Here is a 13,559-nt window from a genome sequence, read left to right as displayed (position 1 = left end):
GGCGCGATGCGGATCGCCTTCCTCACCGGCGCCGGGATGTCCGCGGAGAGCGGCGTGCCGACGTTCCGCGACGCACTGACCGGGCTGTGGTCGCGTTTCGACGCGACCGCGCTCGCGACCGAAGCCGCATTCCGAAGCGACCCCGCCCTGGTCTGGGGCTGGTACCGCTGGCGCGCGGCCATGGTGCGGCGGGCGCAGCCGAACCCGGCGCACGTCGGCATCGCGGAGTTCGCGCGACGCGGCCACCTGGTCGACGTGGTCACCCAGAACGTCGACGACCTGCATGAGCGCGGCGGCGCGAGCGGGGTGACCCACCTGCACGGGCGCCTGTTCGCATCGCGTTGCCTTGACTGTGGCACGACGCGCGATCCGGACCCGATGCTCGATGGCCTCGACGCGATCGTCGAAGGCGTGCGCGAAACACCACCCGCCTGCGACGCCTGCGGCGGCCCGTTCCGGCCGGACGTGGTCTGGTTCGGCGAGGCGTTGCCGGAGGATGACTGGGCACGCGCGGTGGCCGCGCTCGAACGATGCGAACTGCTGGTCGTCGTCGGCACCTCGGGGCTGGTGCAACCGGCGGCGTCGCTGCCGCAGCTTGCTCGGGAGCGCGGCGCCCGGGTCATCGAGATCAATCCCGGGGACAGCGCGGTCTCGCAGCTCGCGCACGAGCGCCTGCGGATGCCCGCGAGTTCCGGCATCCGGATGCTGCTCGAACGCCATTCCTGAAGGTACGAGGGACGGCGACCGCGCACCGCGGATCACGAGTGCCCCGGCTCCAGGGGCACCAGGATGTCCGCGCGCAGCAGGGACTCCGGCACCGCCTCCGGATCATCCAGGAAGACATGGCGGATCGGCGCGGCGCGCAGTGCGTGGCCGCTGTCGGGCCACCACCGCGCCAGCACCCTGTCGGTGAGGTCTTCCAGCCTGTCGTAGGCGCCGACATGGCGGACACGGGCAAACGTCCCGCCGTCGAGGACCATGCGTTGCAGCGGCGGCGACGGCGCGGCCTGCACCGCCAGTTCGATCGCGCAGTCGAACTCCAGCGTCTCCGGCGGTACATCGCGGTGGTCGGCATGCGGCACGCCGTGCAGGCCGACGATCGAGTCGACGACGCCGGCCTCCGCCGCCCAGCCGAACAGGCGCCCGAACGCGGCGTCGAGGTCGGCGAACGCGCCGCGGTTGCGCAGCGCGACCACCTCGAACGGCGCCAGCGACACCACTTCCACCTGCAGCGCAGGATCCGGGCCGGACGGTACGGCCGGTGCGCCGAGCCGCGCGACCGCGGCGTCGATCCGCTCCGGCCGGCCGCGCAACTCGCCCGGGCTGGCGTCGAGCGCGTCGCGGAACGCCCGCGCGAAGGCCTGGGCCGTGTCGTAGCCGACCGCCTGCGCCACCGTGGTGATGTCCGCGTCCGGATCGCGCAGCAGTTGCAGCGCGCGCAGCAGCCGCAAGCGCGACACCGTGCGACCCACCGGCTCTCCGGTGAGCGCGCGCCAGACGCGATGGAAATGGAAAGGCGAGAAATGCGCGATCCGCGCCAGTTCGGCCAGGTCGGGCAACGGGTCGCCACGGGCGATCGTGGCCTGCAGGTGCGCTACCACGGCGTCGATGCGCCTGGCGCAGGCGATGCGGGTGTCGGATTTCATCGGAGCTCCTGGAGCAAGGCGGGCACGCAGGCAGCATGCCCCGCCCCGCCCCGATCCGCGTTCCCGATCTTGCGCAATCGCCTGCGTGCCCGACCGTCAGCGTCGCCCGGACAAGGTCGAAGACCGCATCCGGGTGGGCACGTCGCCAATCGATTCCTGCTCGAACGCCACGGCCGATCCGGCTCAGGCCTGCGACAACGCCTGCTCGAGGTCGGCGATCAGGTCGTCGACGTGCTCGATGCCGATGCACAGGCGCACCGTGTCCTCGCCAACGCCCGCCTGCGCCAGCTCGTCCGGCGACAGCTGGCGATGGGTGGTCGAGGCCGGATGCGTGGCCAGCGAGCGCGTGTCGCCGATGTTCACCAGCCGCGTGAACAGCTGCAATGCGTCGAGGAACCGCGCACCGGCCTCGCGTCCGCCCGGCAGGCCGAAGGTGAACAGGCCCGATGCGCCATCGCCGCGCAGGTACTTCCTCGCCAGCGCATGCTCCGGATGGTCCGGCAGCCCGGCGTAGTTCACCCATGCCACCTTCGGATGCGCGGCGAGGTGCCGCGCGACGGCCATGGTATTGGCGTTGATCCGGTCCATCCGCAGCGGCAGCGTCTCGATGCCCTGCAGGATCAGGAACGCATTGAACGGCGACAGCGCCGCGCCGGTGTTGCGCAACGGCACCACGCGCGCTCGACCGATGAAGGCCGCCGGCCCCAGGGCCTCGGTGTAGACCACGCCGTGGTAGCTCACGTCGGGCTCGTTGAGGCGGCCGAAGCGTGCCTTGTGCTCGGCCCAGGGGAAGCGCCCGGAATCGACGATCGCCCCGCCGATGCTGTTGCCGTGCCCGCCGAGGTACTTGGTGAGCGAGTGCACCACGATGTCGGCACCGAAATCGATCGGCCGCAACAGGTAGGGCGTGGCCACGGTGTTGTCCACGATCAGCGGCACGCCGTGCGCATGCGCGACCTTCGCCACCGCCTCGATGTCGGTGATGTTGCCCAGCGGGTTTCCGATCGATTCGACGAACACCGCCTTGGTGCGCCCGTCGATGAGCCTGCCGAAGGATTCCGGGTCGCGATGGTCGGCGAAGCGGGTCTCGATGCCGAACTGCGGCAGGGTGTGCGCGAACAGGTTGTAGGTGCCGCCGTACAGCGCCGCGGACGAGACGATGTTGTCGCCGGCCTCGGCGATGGTCTGGATCGCGTAGGTGATCGCCGCCTGGCCCGAAGCCAGCGCCAGCCCGGCGATGCCGCCCTCCAGCGCCGCGACCCGCTGCTCGAGGACGTCGGTGGTCGGGTTCATGATCCGGGTATAGATGTTCCCGGGCACCTTCAGGTCGAACAGGTCGGCCGCGTGCTGGGCGCTGTCGAAGGCGTAGGCCACGGTCTGGTAGATCGGCACGGCGACCGCGCGCGTGGTCGGATCGGGCGAATAGCCGCCATGAACGGCGATGGTTTCGGGTTTCCAGTTCTGCTCGGTCATGGGGCGCTCGCTGCGGTCATCGGACGGCCGGGCCCGCGACGATAGCCCACGCCGCCGCATTGCGGACGCATGGTTTCAGCGCCAACGGTTGTCGTGGGCTCCAGGTGCCTGGGCGATCTCGCGCAAAGCTGGATGCGCCGGGTCGGTCGGGGATGCGTTTCGCCCGTCCCCGGATGCGCTGCGCTTATCCGGGCTACGCCGATGTCGCCCGGAGACGGTCGAAGACCGCATCCGGGGCGGTGCCTCGCCCATCGATGGCGGGTGGGATGCGTTGCGCCTGCGCTTGTCCCGGATGCGCTGCGCTTATCCGGGCTACGGTGTGTCGGGTTAACCGGCGACGAAGACCAGGTGCCCGCCTTCGGCATCGACGCGCACGGTGTCGCCGTTGCCGAACGCGCCCGACAGGATCTTCTGCGCCAGCGGATTCTCCAGCTGGTGCTGGATGGCGCGCTTGAGCGGCCGCGCGCCGTAGACCGGGTCGAAGCCGACGTTGCCGAGCAGTTCGAAGGCCTTGTCCGACACCTCGATGCGGATGCCGCGCTCGGCAAGCCGCTTTTCGAGCCCGCGCAGCTGGATGCGCGCGATCGACTTGATCTGCGCCTTGTCCAGCGGATGGAACACGACGATGTCGTCGAGCCGGTTGATGAATTCCGGGCGGAAGTGCGCCTGCACCACCGCCATCACCGACGCCTTCATCTGGGTGTAGCCCTCGGGCGTATCGCCTGACATCTCCTGGATCATCTGGCTGCCGAGGTTGGACGTCATCACGATCACGGTGTTGCGGAAGTCGACCGTGCGCCCCTGGCCGTCGGTCAGGCGGCCGTCGTCGAGCACCTGCAGCAGGATGTTGAACACGTCGGGGTGCGCCTTCTCGACCTCGTCGAGCAGGATCACGCTGTACGGGCGACGCCGCACCGCCTCGGTCAGGTAACCGCCTTCCTCGTAGCCGACGTAGCCCGGGGGCGCGCCGACCAGCCGCGAGACGGCGTGCTTCTCCATGAACTCGCTCATGTCGATGCGCACCATCGCGTCGTTGCTGTCGAACAGGAACTCGGCCAGCGCCTTGCACAGCTCGGTCTTGCCCACGCCGGTGGGGCCGAGGAACAGGAACGAACCGCTCGGGCGGTCGGGATCGCTCAGGCCCGCGCGCGAACGCCGCACCGCATCGGACACGACCTTGATCGCCTCGTCCTGGCCGACCACCCGGCCGTGCAGCGCGTCTTCCATCTTCAGCAGCTTCTCGCGCTCGCCCTCCAGCATCTTGGAGACCGGGATACCGGTCCAGCGCGCGACGACTTCCGCGATCTCCTCGGCAGTCACCCGGTCCTGCAGCAGCTTGAAATCCTTGGTGTCGACTTCATGCGCGGCGGCCAGTTGCTTCTCCAGTTCCGGCAGGGTGCCGTACTGGATCTCGCTCATCTTCGTGTAGTCCTGCGCACGCTGCGCGGATTCGAGCTGCAGTTTGGCGGCCTCGATCTGTTCCTTGATCTTCGTCGCACCCTGCACCGCGGCCTTCTCGGCCTTCCAGATTTCCTCGAGGTCGTTGTACTCGCGCGCGAGCGCTTCGATCTCGGCTTCGAGATCGGCCAGGCGCTGCTTCGACTCGGCGTCCTTCTCCTTCTTCAACGCCTCGCGCTGGATCTTGAGCTGGATCAGCCGGCGTTCCTTGCGGTCGAGTTCCTCCGGCTTCGAGTCGATCTCCATGCGGATGCGCGACGCGGCCTCGTCCATCAGGTCGATGGCCTTGTCCGGCAGCTGGCGGTCGGCGATGTAGCGGTGCGAGAGCGTGGCCGCGGCGACGATCGCCGGGTCGGTGATCTCCACCCCGTGGTGCACGGCGTAGCGTTCCTTCAGTCCGCGCAGGATGGCGATCGTGTCCTCCACGCTCGGCTCGCCGACGAATACCTTCTGGAAGCGGCGCTCGAGCGCGGCATCCTTCTCGACGTACTTGCGGTATTCGTCGAGCGTGGTCGCGCCGATGCAGTGCAGCTCGCCGCGCGCGAGCGCGGGCTTGAGCATGTTGCCGGCATCCATCGAGCCTTCGGCCTTGCCCGCGCCGACCATGGTGTGCAACTCGTCGATGAACAGGATGACGTTGCCTTCCTGCTTGGCCAGGTCGCCGAGAACCGCCTTCAGCCGCTCCTCGAACTCGCCGCGGAACTTCGCCCCCGCGATCAGCGCGCCCATGTCCAGCGACAGCACGCGCCGGTTCTTCAGCCCCTCGGGCACCTCGCCGTTGACGATGCGCTGCGCCAGGCCCTCGACGATCGCGGTCTTGCCCACGCCGGGTTCGCCGATCAGCACCGGGTTGTTCTTGGTGCGCCGCTGCAGCACCTGCACCGTGCGGCGGATCTCCTCGTCGCGGCCGATCACCGGATCGAGCTTGCCGCCCTCGGCGCGCGCGGTCAGGTCGATGGTGTACTTCTCCAGCGCCTGGCGCGATTCCTCGGCGTTCTCGTCCTTGACGCTTTCGCCGCCGCGTACCTTGTCGATCGCGGCTTCGAGCTTCTGTTTCGTCGCGCCCGCGGCCTTGAGCGCCCTGCCGGCGTCGCCACCGTCCTCGAGCGCCGCGAGCAGGAACAGTTCGCTGGCGATGAACGCATCGCCGCGCTGCTGCGCCAGCTTGTCGGTGACGTTGAGCAGGCGCCCGAGGTCGTTGCCGACCGAGAGCTGCCCGGCCTGCCCGGTCACCTTCGGCAGCTTCTCCAGCGCCTCGCCCAGCCGCTCGCGCAGCACCGGCACGTTGACGCCGGCCTGGGACAGCAGCGGGCGCGTGCCGCCGCCCTGCTGGTCGAGCAGCGCCACCAGCAGGTGCACCGGCTCGATCATGTTGTGGTCGCGGCCTACGGCCAGCGACTGCGCGTCCGCCAGCGCCTGCTGGAAGCGCGAAGTGAGCTTGTCCATCCGCATGGGGATTCCTCGCAATCGGGTGCCGGCGTGCCCGGCCATGTCCCCCAGATGCGGGCCGGCGACGGGGGATGCAAGTCCCCCGGGACAAAGCGTCCCGCTCGCGCCCCTCAGGCTCCGGTGCCGGTCAGGCTCCGGGCATCGGTGCGTACCGGCGGCCCGCCGGGCACGTCCCCCTGTTCGACGAGGAACCGGTGCGCCTGTGCCGGGTCCGGCAGCCGGCAGGCGTCGCGTCGCCCGAACCAGCGGTAGCGATGGCGCGCGGCCAGGCGGTAAAGCGGGTCGCGCAGCGCGCGCGGAATCCAGCGCGCCAGGCTCGCGAACCGCCACACGCCGTCCAGTCCCGACAGCACGCGCACGATCGCATCGGTGTCGGTATGTGAGCCCTGCCCGTCCACCAGCAGGAACGAGACCGGATCGTCCGGATCCAGCCCGTGCGCGTCCAGCAACCGGCGCCCGGCAGGCGACTGCATGGCCGCGAACCGGTAGCGTCCGCGGCGGTCGTGGACCAGCAGGAAATCCACCCAGCCATTGCACAGCGCGCAGACGCCGTCGAACACGATGATGCCTGCTCCGGCGTCACGTACCGCTCCGTCGTTCCCGTCTTCCGGCGCCACGCGCGGGCGGCTGCTCACGCCGGCTCCAGCCAGCCCCGGTAACGGACGATCCGGCCGACCACCGGCAGCGATGCATCGACCTCGAACCGGTAGCGGCCGTCGTCTTCGTACTCGCGGCAGCGCACGTCGTCGAACAGCGATGCCGGCAACGGCAGCGCGCCCAGCAGCCGGACGCCGGCCACGGTCCACCAGATCGCGCCGTCGTTGCCGTGCAGGGCGAAGCGGAACTGCAGCGGGCCCAGGCGTTCGCGCATCAGGCCGTCCTTCAACGACAGCCGCGACACCATCTTCTGCCCGCCGAAATCCCGCTTCCAGGTCTCGCCCTCCGCGTCCGCGGAAAACTCGACGCTGGTGGCCACCTCGCGGCCTGCCTTCGGCAGGCGGGCGATCCATGCGCACATCCGCGCCAGCGGATTGCGTCCGCGCTCGATCTCCGCGACCCCGCTCCAGCGCTCGCGCCCACGCTGTCCGTGCAACCGCCGCAGGCTCTCCGGCAGGCGGAAGTAGGATGCGCCGAGCGCCTGCTGGAACAGCGTGGGTTTCATGCAACTGGCCGGTGCGACACGGGCGCAAAGCATAGCTGCGCGCGAAGGCGGTGCAAGGCGCCGCGACTCACTCCGTGACCGGCGGCACCTGCCGTTGCAGCGACAGCAGGCCGAGTACGACGGCCAACGCGACGTAGGCGCCGGCGAACTGGAAGCAGATCGCCTGTCGCAGGCTCTCGAGCGACCACGGCAGGTAGACGCCGCCGCGGGGATCGACCGAGTGGATCACGCCGAACAGGGTCAGCGCGGCCGCCACCAGCAACACGCCTGCCGCGCCGCGCACGCGCCCATCGACGAGGAACACCACGGCCGTCGCCCACAACATCGCGGTGATGATGAAGCCGTTGCCGAGCGTGACGATCGCGGCGAGATCCGGCAGGCCGTGGCGACCGATGTCCGCGTAGAGTTCGGCGAAGCGCTCGGGCGCGATCCACGCCGGATTGCCGACCTTGATCGTCAGCAGGTAGGCCAGCGACGGCAGGAACGCCAGCGCCACCGCGGCGGCATGCCGCCGCGGCGTTTCGTGGAAGGCCTGCAGGGTGATGTCGATGCCGACGTAGACGATGATCGGCGCAAGCACCGCCAGCGGCAGCCACTGCACCAGGCCGGCGAGGATGCCCAGCGCGCCGCCGATGCCGACGAACAGACCGGTCAGCAGCGTGTAGCCGGTGCGTGCGCCCATGTGCTTGTACGCGGGCTGGCCGATGTAGGGCGTGGTCTGCGCCACGCCGCCGCAGATGCCCGCGGCCAGCGTCGCCAGCGCCTCGACCAGCAGCACGTCGCGGGTGCGGTAGTCGTCGCCGGCCGCGCGCGCGCTTTCGCTGACGTTGATCCCGCCGACGACCATCAGCAGGCCGAACGGCAGCAGCAGCGGCAGGTAGGGCACGGTGGCCGCCAGACCGTCGAGGAACCCCAGGTCCGGCCACGGCAGCGAGGGCGCCAGCGGCACCGCCTCCGGCAGCGCGAAGCCGGGCACGCCGAGACCGGCCAGGCCGAGGCCGTAGTACAGCGTCACGCCCACAAGGAACGCGAACAGCACGCCGGGGATGCGCAGCGGCAAGCGCCCCTTCCCCACCAGCAGGTACAGCAGCAGGCCGAGCGTCACCAGCCCGACCACGGGGTTGCGCAGGGTTTCGATCAGGGGCAGGAAGCCGAGCAGCGCCAGCGCCGCGCCGCCGATCGAGCCCAGCAACGCCGCGCGCGGCAGCACCCGCGTCACCCAGTCGCCGGCGAACGACAACGCCGTCTTGAACAGCCCCATCACCACCAGCGCGGCCATGCCCAGCTGCCACGTGGCGATGCCCGCCGCGCGCTCGTCCAGGCCTTCGGCCCTGAAGGCGAGGAACGCCGGACCCAGCACCAGCAGGGCCATGCCGATGCTGGTCGGCGCGTCCAGGCCCAGCGGCATGGCGGTGACGTCGTCGCGCCCGGTCTTCGCCGCCAGCCGGCGGCCCATCCAGGTGTAGGCCAGGTTGCCGAGCAGCACCCCGAGCGCGGTTCCCGGGAACATGCGCTGGAACACCACGTCGGCGGGAACGCCGAAGATCCCGACCAGCGCCATCGCGATGAAGCCCAGGATCGACAGGTTGTCGATGACCAGGCCGAAGAAGCCGTTGATGTCGCCGGCGACGAACCAGCGCGGTGGGTTGCGGGTCGGGGATTGGCTCATGGGTGGTGTCTCGAGGAGATGCGCGTTCCGCGCAGTCGATCGCCCCTGCGGAGCGTGGATCACGCGAACGCGAGGGGCGTCCATCCGCCTTGCCTGATCGCGACCAGGCGCGCGGGGCGGCCGCGAGGGGACGTCTGGCCAACTGTCATTTCGAGCGCAGCGGGAAGCGCTTCACAACAGCGAACCTGGTCGATCCATGCGCCGACGTCTCGAGATTCCTCACTGCGTTCGGAATGACATGTCGCTTTGTCCACACCTTGCAAAGAGCGTCCTGCACCACTTCGCTTCGTATCGACCGGCGCGGTGCGGTTCCACATCCCTTTGCGTCACGCCGGTCTGCACATTGCGCTGGCTCGGGCGCGGCGGAGCCCTGGCCGTAGCCCCGGCTCAGAACCGCGCCGTGAACTCCACCCCCAGCGTGCGCGGCTCGTTGATGAAGCCGGTCAGGTTGTTGAAGTCGATGCCGCCGACGATGCGTTCCTGGTCGGTGATGTTGCGTCCGTAGGCCGCCACCTCGTAGTCGCCGTCGTTCCACAGGTAGCCCGCACGCAGCCCACCCTCGAGCAGCGACTTGCCGGTGAACTCGATTGACTCGTACAGGAAGAAGTTCACCTCGCTGCGGTAGACCCAGTCGGTGAACACGAAGAACTCGCCGCTGCCCACCGGCATGCCCCAGCGCGCGGTGAGGTTGTGGGTCCACTTCGGCGCCTGCGGCAGCGGGTTGCCGTCGATCGCCGCCAGCGCGCCGACGCGGGGATCGGTCACGGTGCACGCGGCGCAGACCGCGACCGCGAGGTCGTCGTCCTCGATTTCCGTGTCGTTGTAGCCGCTGCCCAGCGTCACCAGTACCGACTCGCCCAGCCACGCCTCGAGGTCCACCTCGAAGCCGCGGCCGGTCGACTTCTCGGCGTTGAGCAGGATGTTGGCGTTGGCCGCGCCTCCGACTGCTGTGAGCTGCTGGTCCTCGACCTCGTAGTAGAAGACGCCGGCGCTGAGCCGCGCGCGCCGGTCGAACAGGTCGGCCTTGACGCCGAACTCCGCCGCGGTCGACGTCTCCGGCCCGGCCACGGACTTGCCGTTGAACGCGCCCGCGCTCTGGATGCTGCTGCCGCGGAAGCCCGTGGCGACGCGGCCGTACAGGTTCACGTCCTCGTTGAGCTCGAAGGTCGCCGACAGGTCCCAGTTGAGCTTCTTGTCCTCCGGCGAGGCCGACAGATCGCCGTCCGGTTCCAGCGCCGCCAGCTGTTCCAGCGTGCACTTGCCGGCCAGCACGCAGGCCGCGAAGCCGGTGTTCCAGTACTCCTCGACGGTCAGCTGCTTTTCGTCGACGGTGTAGCGCAGGCCCGCGCGCAGTTCGAGCGCGTCGGTCGCCTGCCAGGTGAGCGCGCCGAACACCGCCCAGGCGTCGTTGGTCTGGCGGATGCGCTGGTAGCCGTCCTGCGCGCTGTTGTTGAGCGAGTCGTAGCTGACGCTGTCGACCCGGTAATCCTCCTTGAACCAGAACACGCCTGCCTGCCAGTCCAGCGCGCCGCCGTAGTCGGACTCGATGCGCAGTTCCTGGCTCCATTGCGAATGGTCGGGAATGCCGTCCGCGGTTTCCGAGGCGAACGGGATCACGCCGGGCCCCGAGTCGGGCAGGAACACCGCGCCGTAGCCGCCGTCGATGTCGCCGCGGTTGAAGGTCTCCAGCGACTCGTAGCCCGTGATCGAATGCAGGGTGTAGTCGCCCAGGTCCCAGCGCAGGCGGGCGCTCGCGCCTTGGCTGTCGAGCTCGGAATAGTTCAGACCGTCCTGGGTCACCACCTCCCGGTCGAAGCCGGCGACGAAGTCGTTGGTTCCCGGCTCGATGATGTTGGCGCGGAACAGGCGCGCGCTGCCGTTGAGGTGGCGCGCGTGCACGTTCAGCAGGGCCTCGAAGCCATCGCCCTCGTACAGCAGCTGCGCGCGCGCCGCGGACTCGTCGTAGCCCTCGAAGCCTTCGTTCGGGCCGTCGAAATCGTTGCGCACCCAGTCGTCGCGGCGCTGGTACAGCGTGGACACGCGCGCCGACCAGCGCTCGCCGAGCGCGCCGCCGACTGCGCCCTCGAAGTTCCACATGTCGTCGCTGCCGTAGCCCAGCTGCGCGTAGCCGCCGAACTCCTGCGACGGCCGCACCGAATCGAACTTGACCACGCCGGCCGGGGTGTTGCGGCCGAACAGCGAGCCCTGCGGCCCGCGCAGCACTTCGATGCGTTCGAGGTCGAACACCGGGAAGCCCTTCAGGATCGGGTTCTCCTGCACCACGTCGTCGTACACCAGCGACACCGGCTGCGAGGTGTTGAGCCTGAAGTCGGTGTTGCCGTAGCCGCGGATGTAGAAGCGCGGGAAGGCGCGGCCGAACGAGGACTCGATGTTGAGGCTGGGCACCCGGCCCGAGAGGAAGCGCACGTCGGTGCCGCCGGAGCCCAGCACGTCGAGCGTCTCGCCCGACAGCACGCTGATCGACACCGGCACGTCCTGGATGTTCTCGACCCGGCGCTGCGCGGTGACCTCGAGCGCATCGAGGGTGACCGCATCGGCAGGATCGGGCTGGGGGCCGTCCTGCGCCTGCACGGCGATGGGCAGGGACAGCGCCAGCGCGAGTGCGGACAGGCGCAGGGCTGGGAACCGGCGAGGCGGGGCCTTCGTCATGGGGAGGGTCCTGGCGTGGGGGTGGGAGGAGCGCTGTCAGATTAATGTAAAGCGCGACGCAGGAAAGGGCCCGGCACCGGGTTTTCCGGCGATCCGGGGTGGCCATGACTTGGGGCCGAGCCCGACGGGTGGCCCAATGCCGGCCCTGGCGACGCGTTCCGACGACGACGGCCCTGGCCTCGCGCCCCCCCCACAGTGGCGACCGGCCCGCTCGCGCACGGCCCGGTCACGCCTCGCGCCGCATCTAGGAGGAAGAGAGCCAGGCGATCGTCGCGATCCGCCCGCTGCGGCCATCGCGGCGATGGGAAAAGAAGCGCCCCGGGTCTTCGAGCGTGCACAGGTCGCCGCCGTGGATGTCGGCCGCGGCCATGCCCGCGGACACGAGTCTGCGGCGCGCCAGCGCGGGCAAGTCGGCCAGCCAGTGTCCCGGACGCGTCGGCGCGAACGCAGGCGCCGCGCCCGCGTCCTGCGCGACGAAGGCGTCGAACACGTCGCGGCCCACCTCGTAGCGTCGCGGCCCGGCGCAGGGACCGATCCACGCCACCACGTCGCCCGGCGGCGTCCGCATCGCGGCAAGCGTGGCTTCCAGCATGCCCTTCGAAAGACCCGGCCAGCCGGCGTGGGCCGCCGCGATCTCGCCACCGTCGCGGGCCGCGAACACGACCGGCAGGCAGTCGGCGGTGAGGATCGCCAGCACCACGCCGCGGGTCGCGGTGACCGCGGCGTCGGCTTCGGGCTCGTCGCCGCTCCGATTCTCCGTCCCGGCCGGTTCATCGAACCGCGCCACGTCCGTGCCGTGCACCTGCCTGAGCCAGTGCGGCGGCGCAGGCAGTCCGAAACGCGCCACCAGTTCCGCGCGGTTGCGGGCCACCACGGCGGGATCGTCGCCATCGTCGCCGCGGAAATTGCCGAGGTTGAAGCTGTCGAACGGTGCCGCCGATGTCCCCGCGCCATGTCGCAGCGTGGTGAACGCGCGCACGTTGGCGGGAAACGGGGCCGCCGCCTCGATGCAGGCGCTCACCGCCGCGAGCGCTCCGCCTCGGCGTGCGTGGCCGTGTCCTCGCGCAAGGCGGCCATCAGCGCCTGCATGTCCTGCGGCACGGCTGCGCTGCAGCGGATCGGCTCGCCGCTGGATGGATGCGCGAATTCCAGGGTCTCGGCATGCAGCGCCTGGCGCCGGAAACCGCGCAGTGCGGCCACCAGCGCTTCGGATGCGCCCTTGGGCAGCTTGAGCGGCCCGCCGTACAGCGGGTCGCCGATGATCGGGTGCCTGAGGTGCGCCATGTGCACGCGGATCTGGTGGGTGCGCCCGGTTTCCAGCCGGCATTCGAGCGCGGTGTGGGCGCGGAAGCGCTCGCGCAGGCGGTAGTGGGTCACCGCGTCGCGGCCGTCCTCGCGCACCGCCATGCGGATCCGGTCGCGCGGATGCCGGTCGATGCCGGCGTCCACGGTGCCGCCGGCGACCAGCGCGCCGGCCACCACCGCGAGGTACTGGCGGTGCACGCCGCGCGCGGACAGCTGCGCCACCAGCGCGGTCTGCGCCTGCAGCGTGCGCGCCACCACCATCACCCCCGAGGTGTCCTTGTCGAGCCGATGGACCACGCCGGCGCGCGGCACCGACGCCAGCGCCGGATCCCGGTGCAGCAGGGCGTTGACCAGGGTGCCGTCGGCATTGCCGGCGCCCGGATGCACCACCAGTCCCGCCGGCTTGTCGATCACGAAGACATCCGCGTCCTCGTGCAGGATCCGCAGCGGGATGTCCTGCGCCACCGCTTCGGTCTCCACCTCGAGGCGCACGACCAGGCGCACGTGCTCGCCGCCGCGCACCGGATCGCGCGGACGCACCTGGCGCCCGTCGAGCTGCACGTCGCCGGCGCGGATCCACTCGGCCAGGCGCGAGCGGGAGAACTCGGGGAACAGCTCGGCCAGCACCGCGTCGAACCGGCGTCCGGCGGCGGATCCGGGCACGAGCGCCTCGCGTTCTTCGATGGAGTCGGTGGCGGGAGCGGACATGGACGGCTGTGGTTCAGGC

General features: G+C 70.3%; 9 protein-coding genes and 1 pseudogene. 1 reads left to right on the top strand and 9 read right to left on the bottom strand.

The window, feature by feature from the left end:
- Positions 1 to 6 precede the first annotated feature (6 nt).
- The gene (locus tag FZO89_RS17535) at positions 7 to 726 is read left to right on the top strand and encodes an SIR2 family NAD-dependent protein deacylase (RefSeq protein WP_149104755.1); all 720 of its coding nucleotides are present in this window, start codon (positions 7 to 9) and stop codon (positions 724 to 726) included.
- Between the two features lie 32 nt (positions 727 to 758).
- Here FZO89_RS17535 and FZO89_RS17530 read toward each other — a convergent pair whose 3' ends face one another.
- The 9 genes and pseudogenes from FZO89_RS17530 to rluD form a co-directional block, all read right to left on the bottom strand.
- On the bottom strand, positions 759 to 1,646 hold the full coding sequence (locus tag FZO89_RS17530) for an AraC family transcriptional regulator (RefSeq protein ID WP_149104754.1): 888 nt from the start codon (positions 1,644 to 1,646) through the stop codon (positions 759 to 761).
- Between the two features lie 183 nt (positions 1,647 to 1,829).
- On the bottom strand, positions 1,830 to 3,119 hold the full coding sequence (locus FZO89_RS17525; RefSeq protein ID WP_149104753.1) for an O-acetylhomoserine aminocarboxypropyltransferase/cysteine synthase family protein: 1,290 nt from the start codon (positions 3,117 to 3,119) through the stop codon (positions 1,830 to 1,832).
- A gap of 327 nt (positions 3,120 to 3,446) precedes the next feature.
- The gene (gene clpB, locus FZO89_RS17520) at positions 3,447 to 6,029 is read right to left on the bottom strand and encodes an ATP-dependent chaperone ClpB (RefSeq protein ID WP_149104752.1); all 2,583 of its coding nucleotides are present in this window, start codon (positions 6,027 to 6,029) and stop codon (positions 3,447 to 3,449) included.
- Between the two features lie 182 nt (positions 6,030 to 6,211).
- Positions 6,212 to 6,643: pseudogene (locus tag FZO89_RS18935) on the bottom strand (thiol-disulfide oxidoreductase DCC family protein); the annotation flags it as partial.
- 14 nt (positions 6,644 to 6,657) lie between these two features.
- Positions 6,658 to 7,188: a DUF4166 domain-containing protein gene (locus FZO89_RS18930; protein ID WP_262378778.1), complete on the bottom strand. Its 531-nt coding sequence runs from the start codon at positions 7,186 to 7,188 to the stop codon at positions 6,658 to 6,660.
- Between the two features lie 67 nt (positions 7,189 to 7,255).
- Positions 7,256 to 8,857 (bottom strand): SulP family inorganic anion transporter, encoded by a 1,602-nt coding sequence (locus FZO89_RS17510; protein ID WP_149104750.1) that lies wholly within the window; start codon positions 8,855 to 8,857, stop codon positions 7,256 to 7,258.
- Between the two features lie 387 nt (positions 8,858 to 9,244).
- On the bottom strand, positions 9,245 to 11,527 hold the full coding sequence (locus FZO89_RS17505; protein ID WP_149104749.1) for a TonB-dependent receptor: 2,283 nt from the start codon (positions 11,525 to 11,527) through the stop codon (positions 9,245 to 9,247).
- Between the two features lie 244 nt (positions 11,528 to 11,771).
- The gene (pgeF, locus tag FZO89_RS17500) at positions 11,772 to 12,548 is read right to left on the bottom strand and encodes a peptidoglycan editing factor PgeF (RefSeq protein WP_149104748.1); all 777 of its coding nucleotides are present in this window, start codon (positions 12,546 to 12,548) and stop codon (positions 11,772 to 11,774) included.
- Positions 12,545 to 13,540, bottom strand: coding sequence for a 23S rRNA pseudouridine(1911/1915/1917) synthase RluD (rluD, locus tag FZO89_RS17495; RefSeq protein ID WP_149104747.1), 996 nt, complete (start codon positions 13,538 to 13,540; stop codon positions 12,545 to 12,547). The genes pgeF and rluD overlap by 4 nt, the downstream gene beginning before the upstream one ends.
- Positions 13,541 to 13,559: the final 19 nt, after the last annotated feature.

It is taken from the genome of Luteimonas viscosa, assembly GCF_008244685.1.
In the GTDB taxonomy this organism is placed as follows: domain Bacteria; phylum Pseudomonadota; class Gammaproteobacteria; order Xanthomonadales; family Xanthomonadaceae; genus Luteimonas; species Luteimonas viscosa.
The sequence above is the reverse complement of the archived record's forward strand: the minus strand, read 5'-3'. Positions and strand labels throughout refer to the sequence as shown.

What these genes read in the sequence shown, in the direction of transcription:
- FZO89_RS17505 (WP_149104749.1), bottom strand. Translation starts at nt 11,527, where the DNA reads ATGACGAAGGCCCCGCCTCGCCGGTTCCCAGCCCTGCGCCTGTCCGCA.
- FZO89_RS17530 (WP_149104754.1), bottom strand. Translation starts at nt 1,646, where the DNA reads ATGAAATCCGACACCCGCATCGCCTGCGCCAGGCGCATCGACGCCGTG.
- FZO89_RS17525 (WP_149104753.1), bottom strand. Translation starts at nt 3,119, where the DNA reads ATGACCGAGCAGAACTGGAAACCCGAAACCATCGCCGTTCATGGCGGC.
- rluD (WP_149104747.1), bottom strand. Translation starts at nt 13,540, where the DNA reads ATGTCCGCTCCCGCCACCGACTCCATCGAAGAACGCGAGGCGCTCGTG.
- clpB (WP_149104752.1), bottom strand. Translation starts at nt 6,029, where the DNA reads ATGCGGATGGACAAGCTCACTTCGCGCTTCCAGCAGGCGCTGGCGGAC.
- FZO89_RS17510 (WP_149104750.1), bottom strand. Translation starts at nt 8,857, where the DNA reads ATGAGCCAATCCCCGACCCGCAACCCACCGCGCTGGTTCGTCGCCGGC.
- FZO89_RS18930 (WP_262378778.1), bottom strand. Translation starts at nt 7,188, where the DNA reads ATGAAACCCACGCTGTTCCAGCAGGCGCTCGGCGCATCCTACTTCCGC.
- FZO89_RS17535 (WP_149104755.1), top strand. Translation starts at nt 7, where the DNA reads ATGCGGATCGCCTTCCTCACCGGCGCCGGGATGTCCGCGGAGAGCGGC.